Below are 18,438 nucleotides of genomic sequence, written 5' to 3'. Positions count from 1 at the left end.
AATATTTTATTACCATCGATAATGCGCGAAAGCTTTATTTGCTTCAGCCATACGATGCACTTCTTCTTTTTTTTTCACCGCGGCTCCTTTATTTTCTAAAGCATCTGATAATTCATTTTTTAAACGTATAGACATAGAATGATCTTTTCTTTTACGAGCAGCTTCTATAATCCATCTCATTGCTAATGTATTTCTACGAGCAGATCTTACTTCAATAGGTACTTGATAAGTAGATCCTCCTACTCTTCTGGATTTTACTTCAATGATAGGACGTACTTTTTCCAGAGCTAAATCAAATATTGTTAAGTAATCCTTATTTAATTTTTTTTCTAAAGAAATTAGCGCAGAATAAGTAATTTTTTCTGCAATCGATTTTTTACCATTCATCATTAAAATATTAATAAATTTTGATAATAATTCTGGTTTTAATTTAGAATCTAGAAGAATTTGTTTGTAGTTTTTAACGCGACGTCGAGACATTTCGACTCCGATTTTAATATATTGAAAATTTATATAGTTATATATGTTAATTAAAATTTATATATGTTTTTTTATGTTTTATTTTTTTTCATTCCATATTTAGAACGACTTGTCTTGCGATCTTTTACTCCGGCACAATCTAAAGCACCACGAATTGTATGATATCGTACTCCTGGAAGATCTTTTACTCGGCCGCCTCGAATTAATACGACAGAATGTTCTTGCAAATTATGTCCTTCGCCTCCGACGTAAGCAGTGACTTCAAAACCATTGGTTAATCTTACACGACATACCTTACGTAATGCCGAATTTGGTTTTTTTGGAGTTGTAGTATATACTCTAGTGCATACTCCTCTTTTTTGAGGACAACCTCCTAAAGCTGGCACATTAGTTTTTGAAACTTTTATAGCACGAGACTTACGCACTAGTTGGTTAATTGTTACCATATTTGTATTGTTCCTTATCAATAATTTTTATACATTATCAAATATAATTTTTAATTTTTATCAATGTTTTTAGCTAAATATCGACTTTTTTAAACATTTAAAAACAAATATAATTTTATATTATGTGTGATATATTCAAGTGTCAAGTGATAACAAAAATATTTAACCAAAATATTTTTTATACTCTAAAAATAAGCGTAATTTTTTAGTTTTTCTTAAAATTTTATTAAGTTTGTTTTTTTAATTATAATTTATATTCTTTTTTATTGAAAAATTTATAATGTTTTTTAATTTAATTTTAAACATATTTTAATATAAAATTAAAATCTATAAAAACTAATTTAATAAAAATTAATACATAATATTCATTATGTTAAAAAAATTGTTATAAATATAAATTTTATTAAAATTATTATATTAAATATAATTCATTAATTTAAAATAAAAAAAATTATAAATATTTAAAAAAATAAAATATTCTTATTTAAATTAATTAAATTTTAAAAAATTAAAATTTTTTTTGATTTAAAAAATGAAAATATTAAAAAACTTTTAAAAAAAATTAAAATTTATTTTTTTAATATACTAAAATTATTAATTTTTTGTTTATAATCATAATATATTAAATATATATTAATTTTTTTTTTTGAATTAAATTAAAAAAATTTTATAAATATAAATTTTTTTTACTTAAAAAAAATAACAATATTTTATATGAAAAATATATTTTTTATGTAAAATATAATTTTATTTTCAATTTTTAATAGAATGATAATTTTGAACAATCTTATATATTTTTTTATTAACATTTCTGATATTTTTTTGAAAAATTATTTATTTTTAATTTTTCACAAAATTATAAAGTAATTCAAAACCCATATCACTTAAAATACTTTCTGGATGAAATTGTACTCCATACAAAGGAAACTGTTTATGTTTAATAGCCATTATTTCATATTGATCATTTTTATGAGATAAATAATTTTTTGCATTTATTATAAAATGATCAGGTAAAGTATTACTTTGAATGATTAAAGAATGGTAACGTACGACATATAATGGATTTTTTAAATTGTGAAATAAGTTTTTGTTATTATGAATAATTAATGATTTTTTACCATGCATAATTTTATTTGCACGAATAATTTTTGCGCCAAAAGCTAATGCAATTGCTTGATGTCCGAGACATACTCCAAATATTGGAATTTTTTTGTAAAAATTTAGTATTAAAGACAATGATATTCCTGAGTTCTCTGGAGTACCTGGTCCGGGAGAAATAATAATTTTATCTGGCGACATTTTTTCAATTTCTAAAATACTGATTTCATCATTTTTTTTAACTATTACGTGTGTGCGCATTGCAGAAAAATATTGATATAAATTCCATGTAAAAGAATCGTAATTATCAATAATTAATAGTTTTTGCATAACTTAATAAAGTTCATTTAATTTTTTTAAAAAGTTTAATAAATAATTATATTTAGCACTTTAATTAATACGTTTTTTCGTAATATAAAAGATAGGTATTAAATTAAAAAATAAATGCCAAGAAATTATTAATATTACTGGTCCAAGAAAAATTCCAATTATTCCAAATGATAATAATCCACCAAATACACCACATAAAACTAATAAAATAGGAATTTTCATTCCAATAATTTGGATAAAAATAGGACGTAAAATATTATCCAAAACAGACACTAAAATAGACCAAACCAGCAAAATTGTTCCTGTAATATTATCTTCCACAAGATATAACCAAATTACTATTGGAATTAATACTGGAAGGGCTCCTAATTGAGCAATAGAAAAAATAAATATCAAAATTATTAAAATTGACATAACAGGAGCATTAATAAGAATTAATCCCACGGCACTTAAAAATGTTTGTATAACAGAAGCAAGTACAATACTAATTGCAACGGCTCTTATAGATTTTACGGTCAAAAGAATTATTTTTTCGCTTTTTTTAGCATCAACATATTTTCCAAAAATTTTAATAGCTTTTTTAATATGATTTCCGCGTATATATAAAAATGTACTAAATACAATAGTTAAAATACTATTGATTAATAAATTTCCTAGACTCATGATATGATGAAATATCCATTTAGTCAATTCCCCTACATATGGTTGCAATTTAGTAGTTAAAAAAAAATTTTTTTCGGAGAAAAATTCTTTACTGAAAATAAACAATTTTTCACCAACTATTGGAATATTTTTCATCCAAAATAAATTTGAAAGCATATAAATATCTGCATTAGAAATCCAAGAAATTATTTTTGGAAAATTATTAAATACTGCAATAATTACGATAAAAACAGGCAAAATAAAAAAAAATAATAAAAAAAATATCATTGATAAAACCGATAAAAAATACGAGTTCCATAAAATTTTTTTTAACTTAATAAAAATAGGCCAAGTAGAAATTACAATCATGGAAGCCCATAAGAAACTTAAAATAAAAGGTTTTAAAATAAATAAGCATCCAAATAATATTAATACAATAAATATTATATTCAACGATATCTTTATGGAAGAATTAAAAAGTATACGAAAATTCATAATGTACTCTTAAAATAAAAATTTTAAATTTTTAAATGAACAAAATATCTAAAGCATCACTTTTATAGTAGAATTAATATGTTTTTTATATATATTTTTTTAAAACGATTAATATTAAATTCTGAAAATAAGAAATTATATTATATAAGTATTTTTTTTAAAAAATAATACATATAAAATATAATCAAAATAACATGGAATATATTGAAAATATATAATAAATTATTTTAGGTAAATTTTTTGAATTTTTTGTTAAAATATAAATTATCAACTTATAGCTAATAGATTTAAATTTAATTTAAACAATTTTTGTGATACAAAAAAATATTAAATTTATATTCTATATGAAAATTAATATCTATTTATATGCAAACTAGCAAAATCTCTTGTATTCGTATTGCTACTACTGGTGCAAACGGAAAAATGGGATCACAAATAACACGAACAGCATTAAATTTTCCGCAAATTATACATACTGCTGCATTAGTAAGAAAACAATCACCATTGGTACATCAAGATATAGGATTATTAGCAAACATTCATCCAATCGGAATTTTAACCCAAGATAACATTGAAAAAATAGAAAACAAATTTGACATACTAATTGATTTTACATCTCCTCAATCTAGTTTAGAATATTTAGATTTTTGCTACAAAAATAAAAAAAACATAGTTATTGGTACTACAGGATTTAATAAAAAACAAAAAAAAATTATTAAAGAAATGTCGAAAAAAATAGCAATATTTTTTTCTTCTAATTTTAGTTATGGAATGAATATTGTATTAAACTTATTGAAAAAAATTTTTCATGTTATTCATATTAACAATTTTGATATTGATGTTATAGAAATGCATCATAGAAAAAAATCTGATATTCCATCGTCAACTGCTATTGAAATATGTAATTGCATTAAAAGAAATTTTCGAAATTATCAAAGTAGTAAAATTAAAGTTTCTTCTATTAGATCTGGAAATATAGTTGGAGAACATAAAATTATTCTATCTTTTCTAGGGGAAAGTATAGAAATTACACATCATGCGTATGATAGAAACATTTTTTCTTTAGGAGCAATTCAATCTGCAATATGGTTATATCAAAAAAAATCTGGTTTATTTAACATGAATCATATTTTAACAAAAAGTAAATTGAAATAATATATTTTAACAATTTTTATTATAAATTATGGAGAAAATGTTTATAAATGGCCTTATTAACATTAGAAAATGGTATGCAATTTTATGGTAAAAGTATTGGATCAGATAAAATAGCTATTGGAGAAATTATTTTTAATACATCTATGATGGGTTATCAAGAAGTTATAACAGATCCATCTTATTTTAATCAAATTGTGACATTTACTTATCCGCATATTGGAAATGTCGGAATCACTCGAGATGATAACGAGTCTTCGTGTATTCAAGTAAAAGCAATTATTATATGTCAAGATTCGTCTATTATTAGTAATTTACGTAATAAATTAACATTATCTCAATTTCTTACAGCGCACAACGTTGTTGGTATTAGCGGTATCGATACAAGAAAGCTTACTAGGTTGATTAGAACGACGGGCAAGCAGTTTGTTGGTTGCATTTCATCGCAAGAAAATATTACCGTACAATCTGTTAAAATAAAAATAAAAAATTTTTTAAAAAATCAAACTTTCGATTTGGCAAATCAAGTTACTACAAAAAAAAAATATGTCTGGAAAAATAAAACAAAATATATCAAAAATAAAAAATTTACACAAAAATTTTTTTATCATATCGTAGCATACGATTTTGGTATTAAAAATAGTATTTTAAAACAATTAGATAATTTAAATTGCCGTATTACGGTAGTTCCTGCATATACTAAAGCTAAAGATGTTTTTTCTTTGCATCCAGACGGGATTTTATTATCTAATGGTCCCGGAAATCCAGAAGAATATAAGTATATTATCAATAATATTCAAAAATTACTTAAAAGTAATATTCCAATATTAGGAATATGTTTAGGACATCAATTATTAGCTCTTTCTGAAGGAGCAAAAATATTTAAAATGAAATTTGGACATCATGGCACTAATCATCCTGTAAAGGATCTAAAAAAAAATAAAATTATTATTACTTCTCAAAATCATGATTTTGCTGTTGATCCGAAAACATTATCGAAAAATATGATGATTACTCATATTTCTATGTTTGATGGAACATTGCAAGGCATTCAGTTTATTAATAAACCAGTGTTCAGCTTTCAAGGACATCCAGAATCTGGCCCTGGACCACAAGATGCATTATTTTTATTTAAAAAATTTATTGATTTAATCGAAAAAAATTTACATGCAAAAATAGGAAATTAAAATGCCAAAACGTAAAGATATAAAAAGCATTTTAATTATAGGTTCAGGTCCTATTATTATCGGACAAGCATGTGAATTTGATTATTCTGGCACTCAAGCATGTAGAGCATTAAAATCTGAAGGGTATCGAGTAATTTTAATTAATTCTAATCCTGCAACTATTATGACAGACCCAAACATAGCAGATGCAACTTATGTAGAGCCTATCGAAATAAATATTATAGAAAAAATTATTCAAAAAGAACGTCCTGATGCAATTTTGCCAACTATGGGAGGTCAGATTGCACTAAATTGTGCAGTCAAATTAAGCCATAAAGGAATTTTAAAAAAATTTAATGTTAGTATCATAGGAATTACTGTACAAGCTATTGAAAAAGCAGAAAATCGAGTTTTATTTAATCAAGCTATGAATAATATAGGTTTAGAAACAGCACAATCTTATTGCGTGAAATCTATACGTGAAGCATTAAAAATATCAAAAAAATTAAATTTTCCTTTTGTTGTACGTTCTTCTTTCGCAATGGGCGGTTCTGACAGTGGAATTATTTATAATACAAACGATTTAAAAGAATTCTTCTTAAAAACTTCTCGTCATTTAAAAAATTTTGAATTTATTATAGATGAATCTTTAATTGGATGGAAGGAATATGAACTTGAAATTATTCGTGATAAAAAAGATAACTGTCTTGTTATATGCTCAATTGAAAATGTTGATCCCATAGGTGTTCATACCGGAGATTCTATTGCTGTTTCTCCAGCGCAAACGTTAAGTGACAAAGAATATCAAAAAATAAGAAATGCTGCAATTGCAATAGTACGTGAAATTGGGATAGATTCTGGAGGAGCAAATGTGCAATTTGCAATAAATCCAAAATCTGGAAAAATATTAATTATTGAAATGAATCCGCGTGTATCGCGATCATCTGCTTTAGCATCAAAAGCTACAGGGTTTCCTATTGCAGAAATATCTACAAAGCTATCTGTAGGATATACGCTTGATGAATTAATGAATAAAGTAACAAATAATAAAATTCCAATTGCATTTGAACCATCTTTAGATTACATAGTAACAAAAATTCCTAGATTTAATTTCGAAAAATTTTCTGGTTCCAAAAAAACACTAACAACGCAAATGAAATCTGTAGGAGAAGTAATGGCAATTGGAAGAAATCAACAAGAATCTCTTCAAAAAGCTATAAGAAGTTTAGAATTAAATATACACGATGGATTTAATTCTAACTTAAATTTAAAACAAAAAAATATTAAATCAATTATTTATAAAAAACTTTTAATACCTAATCCAAGCAGATTATGGTACATAGCAGATGCATTTCGTATTGGTATATCTGTTCGCATTGTTTCTCATTTAACAAAAATCGATTGTTGGTTTTTATATCAAATTTATGAACTAATAGAATTAGAAAGTAAGATAGTACAATATGGCTTATCTGGATTAACTAAAAAACGTCTTTTTTTGCTCAAACAAAAAGGATTTTCTGACTCAAGATTAGCTAATTTGTTAAATGTTAATTATCGTAAAATTATGCAATTACGTGCAAAATACGATTTACATCCAGTATATAAAAGGATCGATACGTGTGCAGGAGAATTCAATACTAAAACTGCTTATATGTATTCTACATATGGAGAAGAATGTGAAGCTTTACCAAGTCAAAATAAAAATAAAGTTTTAGTTCTTGGAAGCGGACCCAACCGTATAGGACAAGGAATCGAATTTGATTATTGTTGCGTTCAAGCTTTAATTGCGTTAAAAAAGAATAAATATGAAACCATTATGGTAAATTGTAATCCAGAAACTGTTTCTACAGATTATGATGTAGCAAACCGTTTATATTTTGAACCAATTACATTAGAGGATGTTTTAGAAATTGTAAAAATTGAAAATCCTAAAGGAATCATTATTCAATGTGGAGGTCAAACTCCTTTAAAATTATCTTCCGAGCTAGATGCTTTTAATATCCCTATTCTTGGTACACAAGCAAAATATATTAATGTTGCAGAAAATAGAGAAAAATTTAAAAAAATAGTGCACGATTTAAATCTTAAACAACCCAAAAATGCTATTTCTACAACTGTTATATCTGTTTTTAAAAATGCCAAAATTATTGGATATCCAATAATTGTTCGACCTTCTTACGTTTTAGGAGGAAGTTTGATGAAAATTATATATAATAAATCAGAATTAATACAATATTGTTTTAATATAAAGAATATTTCGCAATATTTCCCAATTTTGTTAGATGAATTTTTAGAACACGCTATCGAAATAGATGTAGATGCAATTTTTGATGGAAAAAATATATTAATTTGTGGGATTTTAGAACATATAGAATACGCAGGAATTCACTCTGGAGATTCTACATCTGTTTTTCCTTCATATACTCTTTCAGAAAAAATTAAAAACCAAATTAAAGAACAAACTAAAAAAATTGCTATTGCTTTAAAAATTGTAGGCTTCATAAATATTCAATTTGCAATTCAAAATACAGAAATTTATTTAATTGAAGTAAATCCTAGGGCATCACGCAGTATTCCTTTTATTTCAAAAGCAACAGGTGTTTCGTTTACAAAAATATCTACTTTAGTAATGATTGGAAAATCGTTATTAGATCAACAAAAAACTCAAGAAATTTTGCCTCCTTATTTTGCTGTTAAAGAAGTGACGTTGCCGTTTCATAAATTTCCAGGATGCAATATCATGCTAGGCCCAGAAATGTATTCTACCGGAGAAGTCATGGGAATTAATAACTGCATGTTTCAAGCTTTATCGAAAGCTATATTTAGTAGTCAAATCGAAATCAATTATCAATTTTCTTTAATGAAAAAAGCATTTTTATTATTTCTTAACAATGATAAAAGCAATTTTTTAAAAATAGTACAATATTTATTGAAATATCGTTTTTTATTAGATATGAATGAACGTGCTGCTATTTTTCTTGAAAAATACGGAATTGATATAAAGTTAATAAATAAAATATATAAAAAAAATATTAACTTAAAACAACACATTATATATGGTAAATACGATTATATTGCAATTTTTGATCATAAAAATCATATGAAACCAAAAATAAAAAAATATTTTTGGTCAGTTTCTTTAAAAAAGAAAGTTTATTCTGATAGAAATTTTGAATGTTTTCCAATTATTAAAGCTTTAGGCACTGATCCTATAAAAAATATTATTTCTCTACAAGAAGCACATGCACAGATCCATTTCGAAAAAAAATAAAATTTATAAGATATATTTTAATTATGAACATTAGTATTATTTGGGCACAAGCAAAACATGGAGTAATCGGATATAATAATTCGATACCGTGGTACTTACCTCAAGATTTAATATGGTTTCAAAAAAATACTATATACAAACCAGTAATTATGGGAAGAAAAACATTTGAGTCTATAGGAAAACCATTACGAAATAGAATAAATATTATATTAAGTAAAAATAAAAAAATAAATAAAAACTTTGATAAGTGCCAATTTACTGATGATCCGAAAAAAGCGCTAAATTTTGTTAGAACACATAAAGAAATTATGATAATAGGTGGAAAAAAAATTTATGAAATTTTTTTGCCTCAAGCAAGTACTTTATATATTACTGATATTAATGCATTAATATTCGGAAATGTATTTTTTCCACATTACGATAAAAAAAAGTGGAATCTTGTATTTGAAAAGTATTTTTTACAGGATTATTTGAATTTATATGATGTTTGCTTTAAAATATTTAAACGTAAAAATGAAGTATAAATTAACAATTTTTTATTTTAAAAAGTTATTTTAATTTATTGACATTTTACTGAAAAAAATTTTTTATTTGCCCATTTTAGCGCTGTTAATTCGCCCCCCCAACAACATCCAGTATCTAACTTGTAAATATTTTTTGGCGTAGGATAATTACCTAAAGATGACCAATGTCCAAAAACGATATTGTACTCATTAAGTACTGTATTATAAAAATTAAACCAAGGTTTAATAAAATTCGGAGCTTTTTTAGGAGAAATTTTGTGATGCATATCTATTATAGATTTGGAAAAACAATATCGAATTCGAGTAAAAATATTTATACTTAATTGTAATCGAAATTCTTCCGTAAGGTTATCATGCCAAATTTTATTTGATATATTATTTTTTTTACATGTTTTATTTAAAAATATTTTATATTGCTTTTTTTTTAAATTATTTTCGATGTCTTTAGCATTTTTAAGTAAATCATTTAAATTCCAATTTGGTAGAATTCCTGCATGTACCATAATGAGTTTATTTTTTTCATCAATTTTTAAAATTGGTTGATTACGTAACCATCGTATAAGAGTACTGGAATCTGGAGCATGGATAATTTGCATGAATTGAGGATCAATTTTAAATTTTTTTTTATTTATATATGCAAGTAACAAACTAATTTCATGATTTCCTAAAATAACAAAAATATTTTTTCTAAATTTATATATAAATCTTAAAACATCTAACGAATTAGGTCCACGTCCCACAAAATCTCCAGTAATCCATAATGTATCTTTTTCAAAATTGAATTTAATTAATTTTAAAAGAGATAAAAATGCTTTATAGCATCCGTGAATATCTCCGATAATATATCTTGACATATAAATTTTAATTCCTTCTAACAATATCAAAAATAATAATTTATAATAACATTTTGTTTTTATATTTTGGAATAAAAGGTTTTTTATTATATTTAATGTTTACGAGAAAACACCTTAGATAGATCATAGTATTCTTGCATACTCAAATTTTCAGCACGTAAATTTGGATTAATATTGACATATTTAAAATCTTTTATAGATATATATTTTGATAAACTATTTTTTAATATTTTTCTTCTTTGGTTAAAAGCTAATTTAATAATCATTTTAAATTTTTTGAAATCTTGATAAGGAAACTTAAATATTTTATTTGGAATTAAACGAATTAATGTTGATTCTACTTTAGGAATCGGTATAAAAGATGTTTTAGATATATCGAGTAATTTTTCCACACGACAATAGTATTGCATTATGATACTCATGTACCCATAATTCTTACTGTTAGGTTGTGCCAAGATACGTTCAGCTACTTCTTTCTGTAAAATAAAATGCATGTCAAAAATTTTTTCAGTTTGTTCGATAAGACGATATATTAATTGTGTAGATATATTATATGGTAAACTACCAAATATTTTTACGGGTTTATTAAAATTAATAAAAAAATGATCTAAATTCATTCTCATAATATCTTGATTTATAATATTTAAATTTAATTGAATATTTTTATTATTTTTTAATTTTAAGACTAAGTTTTTATCGATTTCAATAATAGTAAAAAATTTAGATTTTTTAGATATCGGTATGGTTAGTGCACCTAATCCGGATCCTATTTCTATTATTTCTATGTTAAAGCTTGGATTAACAAAATTTACGATTTGATCGATTATATTATGATTACACAGAAAATGTTGTCCAAATTTTTTTTTTGGCTTACACATAATTTTTAATTTTATATACTATTAATATTTTTATTTAACTTTACTTAAATTAATCGCGAGTTTAATTGCTTCATATAAACTACCATGATTAATTTCATATGGTTTTAATAAATCTAAAGCAGTTCCATGATCCACTGATGTTCTAATAAACGGTAATCCTAAGGTAAAATTAACTGATTTTCCAAATCCCAGATATTTTAAAATTGGTAATCCTTGATCATGATACATAGCTAAAATAGTATCTGCATTTTTTAGATATTTATTTTGAAATAAACTATCAGCAGATATTGGACCAATTATATTACATGGTAATGTTTTTAAAGATTGTATTGCTGGCTTAATAATTTTTATTTCTTCCGTTCCGATATAACCGTTTTCCCCGGCATGCGGATTTAAACCGCAAACATATATGCATGGATAAGAAATACGAAATTGATTTATTAACGTTTTGCATATCGTAATAAGTGTTCTTTGAATTAAAGAATAAGTAATAGTATTCGAAACCAATTTAATTGGAATATGAGTAGTAGCTAAAGCAATACGTAAAGAATCGCATATTAACATCATAACTGAATGTTGACACTTAGCTATTTTTGTTAAGAATTCTGTATGTCCAATAAAAGAGATCCCGCTATCTTGAATAATTTTTTTGTTTACAGGACCAGTTACCAAAGCAGAAAATTCATTTTTTATACATCCTTGACAAGCTTGTATTAGTGTTTCAATAACATAACTGCTATTTTTTATGTTTAATAACCCTCTGGTAACTGTATGAGCGATTTTTACCGGTAATATTGCTAATTTTTTTGGCTGAGTATATTGAGGAGGGCTATTTTTATTAAAATAATATAATTTTAATTTTATTCCAATATTTTCAGCACGATTTTTTAGTAATTCAGGATCGCAGCATATAACTAACTCTGCTTCCCAATTATATTGTGATATTAGCGCAACTAGTTCTGGTCCAATCCCTGCTGGTTCTCCTGGTGTAATGACAATTCTAGGAATTTTTTTCATATAGGGTTGATTTTTTCTATATAATTCAGCAAATATTCTGTTTTCAGCCAATAGTGTATATTTTCAGAAATTTTTTTTAAAAATAAAATTTTATACGCTTTTGACAAATATTTTTTATATGTATTATCGTATGCTTTTATATCGACTAATTGAATAATATGCCATCCTAAATCAGATCTAACCGGCATAGTAATATTATTTTTTTTTAGATAATTTATTTTTTGTAAAATAAATAAATTAAATTTATGATTAATTTTCCATCCTAGATCACCTCCTTGTTTTAATGATCTTAAATCTTGAGAATACTTTTTTGCTGCATATTCAAAACTTATTTTTCCAGATTCTATATAATTTTTAATTTTTAACAATTTGTTATAAGTGTCATTTTCATTAGATGTTCTATTTGGAATAATTAATATATGTCTGATATGCCTAGAAAAAGTAATTTCTTTTTTATATTTGATATCGCGTATATGAAATATATGTAAATTATTATTTAAAATAATTAAAACTATTTTGTTTTTTTTTTGATATGCATTTAAAAAAATCATATGTAGTGATTTTGGCAAATTTTGTAAATTTTGCCATCCCGAATATGATTCTTGTTTAAAATTATGTGCATACAAGTATTTTATAATTTTTTTTTTGATACATTTTGATTTTTAATTAAATTTAATATATATATTTGAGATTTTTTAAATTCATTTATTTTATTAATTGATGTATCATGTATTAATGGTATTATAAAATGTGCAAGATTTAATAATATCTTGTTTTCTCGTAAAAAAATTATTTTACTTAAACTATCTAATTCATAGAAATCAATATTAATTTGTCTTTTTATTTCATGATATTTAATATAAATTTCAGAAATTTTTTCATTTATTTTTTTAAAAATTTCAGTGCTATAAATATCAGGTGATAAAGAATTTTGTGATGTACTATTTTTTATAATATAGTCGCATATTAAATAATTTAAAATTTCATTTTTCAAATTATTTTGAATAGATTCTGAATGTGCACTGTTTTGTAAATATGAAGAATTTTTTTTTAATATCATATCTACATCATTCTTTAAGATGACATCTTGATTTACAATCGCAGATACTTCATCCAGAATTTGAAGTTTAGTATAAGCATTTTTAATATAAAAGATATATAAAAATAAGCTAAATAATATATTTTTTAGCATTTTATTTTGTAATTATTTATCTAAAAATTTATTTATTCTTAATTTGAATATATTATATATTAAAAAATTTATAGTTTCAAATTAGTTCACGTTAATATTATTTTTTAATTCAATTTTTTGTAAATACACATCATTTGATTGTTTTAAACCGATATTAAGAAAAATACTTTGTTCTATTTTTTTATAGTCGTTTTTTTGAAAATTTATCTTTTGTTCATATTGTAATTTATATGTAAAGCAAGATGCATTATACTCTATGTTAAAAGTATTTTTTAAGTATTTTATGGGATTTAAATTGTAACTATTTGACGCTAAAATAAAGAATCTGTTCTTTAATAGAAATTTTCCGGAAAATTGAATTTCATAAATATTATTTTGTATTTTTTGATTTAATTGAAAATAATTTATCCAATATTGACTTAAAAAACGATATCCTAAAAAATAAGAATAATAATTTTTTTGATATATAATTTGTGTATCAAATTTCAAAAATCTTTTATTAATTTGATCTAATTGAAAAGCGCTATTTAATTTTAAATATTTATTAATTTTCCAATTAGCAATTCCAAAAAAATTTGGATATTTATGACGAAATTTTTTTGTATAAGACGGTTCAAAATTCAAAATCTTTTTAAAAGACATATTAAATCTTTCGATATATTTATTATCATAAATATATGTTTTCCATTCCAATGTTGCTTTATTTGAATGAGAAAATGGATTTAAATAATTATAGCAAATATTATTAGAAATATTAAAATAATCTATATTTAACATGCAAGGAACGTATTTTAGTTTCATATCATTTTTTTTATGATATGGCATATATACATACTGAAATTTTAATTGCATACTTTGGAAATAACTTTTATAATTAATTATTATATTTTTCAACAAGTGAATATTTGTTTTAAATTGAGGCGCATATTTATTTACTTTTTTTAAAAAAGTATTATTATAATTATATTCATAATAATTCATTATTATTAATTTTATTTCATTATTAAATGAAATTCCTGAATAAAAAAAAGTATTAAAAAAAGTTGGTTCTATGTGCGTACGTGTTATTTTAGAAAATAAATCTTTTTTTATTTGAAATTGAGTTAATTCACCAAATAGTTGAAAATTTAAATACATATTTTTATCGTTCACATTATACTTAAAATATAAGTACGGCGATGTATTATACGCGCCTTTATCTGCAGTATAAACATAAAATTTTCTATATGCTGATTCTATTTTCCAATTTTTATTGGAAAAATTTAATTTTAACTGTGTAACAATATCATTTTCAATGAAATTTTTTTTATTTAATTCAAACGTATTTATGAAATAAAATAAGTTATTACTATTTAAATAATGTGCATTAATATTAATATTATTATTCAATGATTCTTCATAATTCCAGCGAAAAAACCAAATATAATCATTGTTTTTTTTACTTTTTAACCAACGAAAGTTTACGTATTGTTGTTTATTTAAATTATTTGTATAAAATAATTTGTTATTAAATTCAAAACCATGATTCGTTGTATATTTTGGAAAAATATAAAAATAATAGTTTTTAAACAAATTTGATTGATATGAAAATAATATTGAGAATCCAGATTTGTTATTATAATTTATACTAGGTACAAAGTGATTAAAATTATTATTTAAATTTATTTTTAAATAAGGAAAATAAAATACGGGAAATTTTTTAAAATATATTTTTGGATTCCAAATTTTTATTGTTTTTTTTATGCGATTATAAATTATTTTTGATCCTGAAATTTTCCATAGGTAACATTTATATTTGCATATACTTATTGATCCATTTTTTAAAAGAACTAACTTGTTGTCATTTCTAATTTTAAATAAAGTTGCATTTCCAAAAATATTATCGTTAAAAAAATGATAATTTATTTTATAGAAGTCTAAATCACCTGTTTGTTTAACAAAAAATGCTTTTACCCCTGTTATATAAAAATCTGAATTAAAAATATATTTCACATCGTCCGTGGCAAAAATCAACGTACGCTGTTTTTCATTTATTATTTTAAATTTTTTTGCAAAAAATAAAGATTTATTTTGATATATCTTTGCATTTCCAATAAAAAAAAATTTGTTAGGAAATTCAATGTTTATAGAATCAGAATAAATATATAATTTATTTTTTTCTAGATGTAAGCTAGAGTTGGTATGCTTAGTTTTTTGAAGTATATCAAAATTATCACATCCAGTTACCTTAGATAATGCTTTTATTCCATATAATGTTAAAAAAGAAAAAAAAAATAAATTATTAATTAACTGTTTCATAAAAGTTATTTATATTAAATATTTTTTAGTTTAAGATTAAATAACTTACAATAATTATTGCACTTAACATTTTAATATTAAAGTTTAAAAAATACAAATTTTAACTTTATTTTTAAAAATTTTAAATCGTTTAATTTATATATCAATATTTAAAGCTTTTAATGCGTTATTTTCAATAAATAATCTTCTAGGCTCTACTGAATCACCCATAAGAGTAGAAAACAATTGATCTGCAGATTCTGCATCACGGATGGTAACTTGAATCATTGATCTTGTATCAGGATTCATGGTAGTTTCCCATAGTTGCTCTGGATTCATTTCTCCTAATCCTTTATATCGTTGTATGTTAATACCAACTTTAGATTCTTTTACTAACCATTCGAAGGCTTGTTCTAAATTATTGATTTTTTGACGCTTTTTGCCTTTTTGTACATATGCATATTTTGGATTAATGGAAGATAATTGACGTAATAAACAGATAATATTTTTATATTCTATAGTGTTAATAAATGTATGATTAATTTCATATTTTTCTTGAACACCATACATTTTTTTTCTTAATAAAATTTTATAAAACTTGCATGTATCGTCTTTACAAATCTCGTACAAATAAGTGAAAAATACTGATTTATTTAAACATTTAAAATCTTTTAAAGAACGTATCCAGTTTGTTAATTTATCCTTATTTAAGAAATGTTCTTCTGTTAATTCAGGTTGATGTAATAAGTATTGCAAAAATTCTTTAGGCAAAGAATCATGCGTATGAATCATTTTTTTAATAGCAAAAAAATTAAGCATGACTTTTTTTAGCGATTTTCCTGATAATATTGGAAATTGTGAATTAATTTTTAAATTTGCATCTTCTATTGCGCGTTGAATTTGAAATTTTTCCATATCATCATAGTCTTTAATATATTTGATTAATTTTCCTATTTGTATTTTATAGAGAGGAGGCTGAGCAATAAATAAATAACCTCGATCTATTATTTCTGGCATTTGACGATAAAAAAAAGTAAGCAATAAAGTACGAATATGTGAGCCGTCTACATCTGCATCGGTCATAATAATAATGTAATGATATCTAAGCTTATCTGGATTATATTCTTCTCTTCCAATGCCGCATCCAAGAGCGGTAATAAGTGTTGCTACTTCTTGAGAAGATAACATTTTATCAAAACGAGCTTTTTCAACATTTAGTATTTTTCCTTTTAATGGTAAAATAGCTTGATTTTTTCTGTTTCTTCCTTGTTTTGCTGATCCTCCGGCAGAATCTCCTTCAACTAAATATAATTCACATAAAGATGGATTAGTTTCTTGACAACTTGCTAATTTTCCAGGCAATCCTACAATATCTAGCGTACCTTTTTTACGTGTCATTTCTCTAATTTTTTTTGCTGCCTCTCTTACACGAGCTGCATCCAGAACTTTATTTACAATAGTTTTCGCATCTTTTGGATTTTCTAATAAAAAGCTAAAAAATTTTTCATTCATTAAAGATTCAACTGCAGTTTTCACTTCAGAAGATACTAGTTTATCTTTTGTTTGAGATGAAAACTTAGGATCGGAAATTTTTACTGAAACAATTGCTACTAATCCTTCTCTTGTATCTTCTCCAGTAGTAATTACTTTTGATTTTTTATTATATCCTTCGCGATCCATATACGAGTTTAGTGTACGTGTAATGGCAGATCGAAAACCAATTAAATGTGATCCTCCATCTCTTTGTGGAATATTATTAGTAAAACAATAAATGTTTTCTTTAAATCCATCGTTCCATTGCAAAGCACTTTCTACAAAAATATTGTCTTTTTCTGTAGCAAAATGAAATATATTAGGATGAATAGAATTTTTATTTTTATGACAATATTTTACGAAAGCTTTGATGCCACCTTCATAATGAAAATATTGTTTTTTTTGATTCTTTATATCGTTTAAATAAATAGAAATTTGAGAATTTAAAAAAGATAACTCCATTAATCTTTTAGACAAAATATCAAATTGAAATTCAGTGTTCTTTTTAAAAATAGAAAAATTTGGCCAAAATCTTATTTCTGTTCCGTTTTTTTTAGTATTTCCAATTGTTTTGAGTGGTTGATCAGGAATTCCATGAAAATAATATTGTTCATATATTTTTCCTGATCGATATATTTTAAGTTTTAATTTTTCTGAAAGTGCATTAACAACTGATACGCCTACTCCGTGTAATCCACCAGAAACTTTATAAGAAGTATTGTCAAATTTACCTCCAGCATGCAATACAGTCATGATAACTTCTGCAGCAGATACTCCTTCTTCTTCATGAATATCTGTAGGTATTCCTCTTCCATCGTCTTCGACAGAAACAGAACGGTCATCATGTATAGTAACTTTGATTGATTTACAAAAACCAGCGAGAGCTTCATCAATAGAATTATCAACAACTTCAAAAATCATATGATGTAATCCTGTTCCGTCGTCTGTGTCTCCAATATACATTCCGGGACGTTTTTTAACTGCTTCTAAACCTCTAAGCACTTTAATACTGGAAGAAGTATAATTGTGTGACATTTTTGTATCTCCTTGAATTTTGAATGTGCCTAGATTAAATATTTCTTA

At 23.9% G+C, this 18,438-nt stretch carries 15 protein-coding genes; 4 read left to right on the top strand and 11 right to left on the bottom strand.

From position 1 onward, the window contains the following. Window positions 1–9: 9 nt before the first annotated feature. The 4 genes from rpsG to ydiK form a co-directional block, all read right to left on the bottom strand. Window positions 10–480, bottom strand: coding sequence for a 30S ribosomal protein S7 (gene rpsG, locus WIGMOR_RS00160; protein WP_014353831.1), 471 nt, complete (start codon window positions 478–480; stop codon window positions 10–12). Window positions 481–551: 71 nt separating this feature from the next. Beyond that, window positions 552–926, bottom strand: a complete 375-nt coding sequence (rpsL, locus tag WIGMOR_RS00155; protein WP_014353830.1) for a 30S ribosomal protein S12 — start codon at window positions 924–926, stop codon at window positions 552–554. Between the two features lie 840 nt (window positions 927–1,766). Beyond that, window positions 1,767–2,354, bottom strand: coding sequence for an anthranilate synthase component II (locus WIGMOR_RS00150; protein ID WP_014353829.1), 588 nt, complete (start codon window positions 2,352–2,354; stop codon window positions 1,767–1,769). Between the two features lie 60 nt (window positions 2,355–2,414). After that, window positions 2,415–3,491, bottom strand: coding sequence for an AI-2E family transporter YdiK (gene ydiK / locus WIGMOR_RS00145; RefSeq protein ID WP_014353828.1), 1,077 nt, complete (start codon window positions 3,489–3,491; stop codon window positions 2,415–2,417). Between the two features lie 366 nt (window positions 3,492–3,857). On the opposite strand from ydiK, the gene dapB reads away from it, so the two are divergent. The 4 genes from dapB to WIGMOR_RS00125 are packed head-to-tail and all read left to right on the top strand — an operon-like array spanning window position 3,858 to window position 9,604. Next, window positions 3,858–4,646, top strand: coding sequence for a 4-hydroxy-tetrahydrodipicolinate reductase (gene dapB, locus WIGMOR_RS00140; protein ID WP_014353827.1), 789 nt, complete (start codon window positions 3,858–3,860; stop codon window positions 4,644–4,646). A gap of 47 nt (window positions 4,647–4,693) precedes the next feature. After that, complete coding sequence (carA, locus tag WIGMOR_RS00135) at window positions 4,694–5,830, top strand: glutamine-hydrolyzing carbamoyl-phosphate synthase small subunit (protein ID WP_014353826.1); 1,137 nt, start codon at window positions 4,694–4,696, stop codon at window positions 5,828–5,830. A 1-nt stretch (window position 5,831) separates the two neighbouring features. Next, complete coding sequence (gene carB / locus WIGMOR_RS00130; protein ID WP_014353825.1) at window positions 5,832–9,080, top strand: carbamoyl-phosphate synthase large subunit; 3,249 nt, start codon at window positions 5,832–5,834, stop codon at window positions 9,078–9,080. Between the two features lie 23 nt (window positions 9,081–9,103). Continuing rightward, complete coding sequence (locus tag WIGMOR_RS00125) at window positions 9,104–9,604, top strand: dihydrofolate reductase (protein WP_014353824.1); 501 nt, start codon at window positions 9,104–9,106, stop codon at window positions 9,602–9,604. A gap of 35 nt (window positions 9,605–9,639) precedes the next feature. On the opposite strand, the gene WIGMOR_RS00120 is transcribed toward WIGMOR_RS00125, so the two are convergent. The 7 genes from WIGMOR_RS00120 to gyrB form a co-directional block, all read right to left on the bottom strand. After that, a complete protein-coding gene (locus WIGMOR_RS00120; RefSeq protein ID WP_014353823.1) occupies window positions 9,640–10,458 on the bottom strand; it encodes a symmetrical bis(5'-nucleosyl)-tetraphosphatase in 819 nt (272 codons plus the stop codon). Between the two features lie 92 nt (window positions 10,459–10,550). Further along, on the bottom strand, window positions 10,551–11,336 hold the full coding sequence (gene rsmA, locus WIGMOR_RS00115; RefSeq protein WP_014353822.1) for a 16S rRNA (adenine(1518)-N(6)/adenine(1519)-N(6))-dimethyltransferase RsmA: 786 nt from the start codon (window positions 11,334–11,336) through the stop codon (window positions 10,551–10,553). A gap of 30 nt (window positions 11,337–11,366) precedes the next feature. Continuing rightward, entirely contained in the window at window positions 11,367–12,353 is a 987-nt protein-coding gene (gene pdxA, locus WIGMOR_RS00110; protein WP_014353821.1) for a 4-hydroxythreonine-4-phosphate dehydrogenase PdxA, read from the bottom strand. Further along, entirely contained in the window at window positions 12,350–12,979 is a 630-nt protein-coding gene (locus WIGMOR_RS00105; RefSeq protein WP_041944091.1) for a peptidylprolyl isomerase, read from the bottom strand. Before WIGMOR_RS00105 ends, pdxA begins: the two co-directional genes overlap by 4 nt. 5 nt (window positions 12,980–12,984) lie before the next feature. Continuing rightward, window positions 12,985–13,545, bottom strand: coding sequence for a peptidylprolyl isomerase family protein (locus tag WIGMOR_RS00100; RefSeq protein WP_041944090.1), 561 nt, complete (start codon window positions 13,543–13,545; stop codon window positions 12,985–12,987). A gap of 81 nt (window positions 13,546–13,626) precedes the next feature. Further along, window positions 13,627–15,843, bottom strand: coding sequence for an LPS-assembly protein LptD (locus tag WIGMOR_RS00095; protein WP_014353820.1), 2,217 nt, complete (start codon window positions 15,841–15,843; stop codon window positions 13,627–13,629). 135 nt (window positions 15,844–15,978) lie between these two features. Next, entirely contained in the window at window positions 15,979–18,390 is a 2,412-nt protein-coding gene (gene gyrB, locus WIGMOR_RS00090; protein ID WP_014353819.1) for a DNA topoisomerase (ATP-hydrolyzing) subunit B, read from the bottom strand. Window positions 18,391–18,438 lie beyond the last annotated feature (48 nt).

The organism is Wigglesworthia glossinidia endosymbiont of Glossina morsitans morsitans (Yale colony), assembly GCF_000247565.1.
GTDB lineage: Bacteria > Pseudomonadota > Gammaproteobacteria > Enterobacterales > Enterobacteriaceae > Wigglesworthia > Wigglesworthia glossinidia_B.
This window is presented reverse-complemented; position numbering and strand designations above follow the sequence as displayed.

What these genes read in the sequence shown, in the direction of transcription:
- rpsG (WP_014353831.1), bottom strand. Translation starts at nt 480, where the DNA reads ATGTCTCGACGTCGCGTTAAAAACTACAAACAAATTCTTCTAGATTCT.
- rpsL (WP_014353830.1), bottom strand. Translation starts at nt 926, where the DNA reads ATGGTAACAATTAACCAACTAGTGCGTAAGTCTCGTGCTATAAAAGTT.
- WIGMOR_RS00150 (WP_014353829.1), bottom strand. Translation starts at nt 2,354, where the DNA reads ATGCAAAAACTATTAATTATTGATAATTACGATTCTTTTACATGGAAT.
- ydiK (WP_014353828.1), bottom strand. Translation starts at nt 3,491, where the DNA reads ATGAATTTTCGTATACTTTTTAATTCTTCCATAAAGATATCGTTGAAT.
- dapB (WP_014353827.1), top strand. Translation starts at nt 3,858, where the DNA reads ATGCAAACTAGCAAAATCTCTTGTATTCGTATTGCTACTACTGGTGCA.
- carA (WP_014353826.1), top strand. Translation starts at nt 4,694, where the DNA reads ATGGCCTTATTAACATTAGAAAATGGTATGCAATTTTATGGTAAAAGT.
- carB (WP_014353825.1), top strand. Translation starts at nt 5,832, where the DNA reads ATGCCAAAACGTAAAGATATAAAAAGCATTTTAATTATAGGTTCAGGT.
- WIGMOR_RS00125 (WP_014353824.1), top strand. Translation starts at nt 9,104, where the DNA reads ATGAACATTAGTATTATTTGGGCACAAGCAAAACATGGAGTAATCGGA.
- WIGMOR_RS00120 (WP_014353823.1), bottom strand. Translation starts at nt 10,458, where the DNA reads ATGTCAAGATATATTATCGGAGATATTCACGGATGCTATAAAGCATTT.
- rsmA (WP_014353822.1), bottom strand. Translation starts at nt 11,336, where the DNA reads ATGTGTAAGCCAAAAAAAAAATTTGGACAACATTTTCTGTGTAATCAT.
- pdxA (WP_014353821.1), bottom strand. Translation starts at nt 12,353, where the DNA reads ATGAAAAAAATTCCTAGAATTGTCATTACACCAGGAGAACCAGCAGGG.
- WIGMOR_RS00100 (WP_041944090.1), bottom strand. Translation starts at nt 13,545, where the DNA reads ATGCTAAAAAATATATTATTTAGCTTATTTTTATATATCTTTTATATT.
- WIGMOR_RS00095 (WP_014353820.1), bottom strand. Translation starts at nt 15,843, where the DNA reads ATGAAACAGTTAATTAATAATTTATTTTTTTTTTCTTTTTTAACATTA.
- gyrB (WP_014353819.1), bottom strand. Translation starts at nt 18,390, where the DNA reads ATGTCACACAATTATACTTCTTCCAGTATTAAAGTGCTTAGAGGTTTA.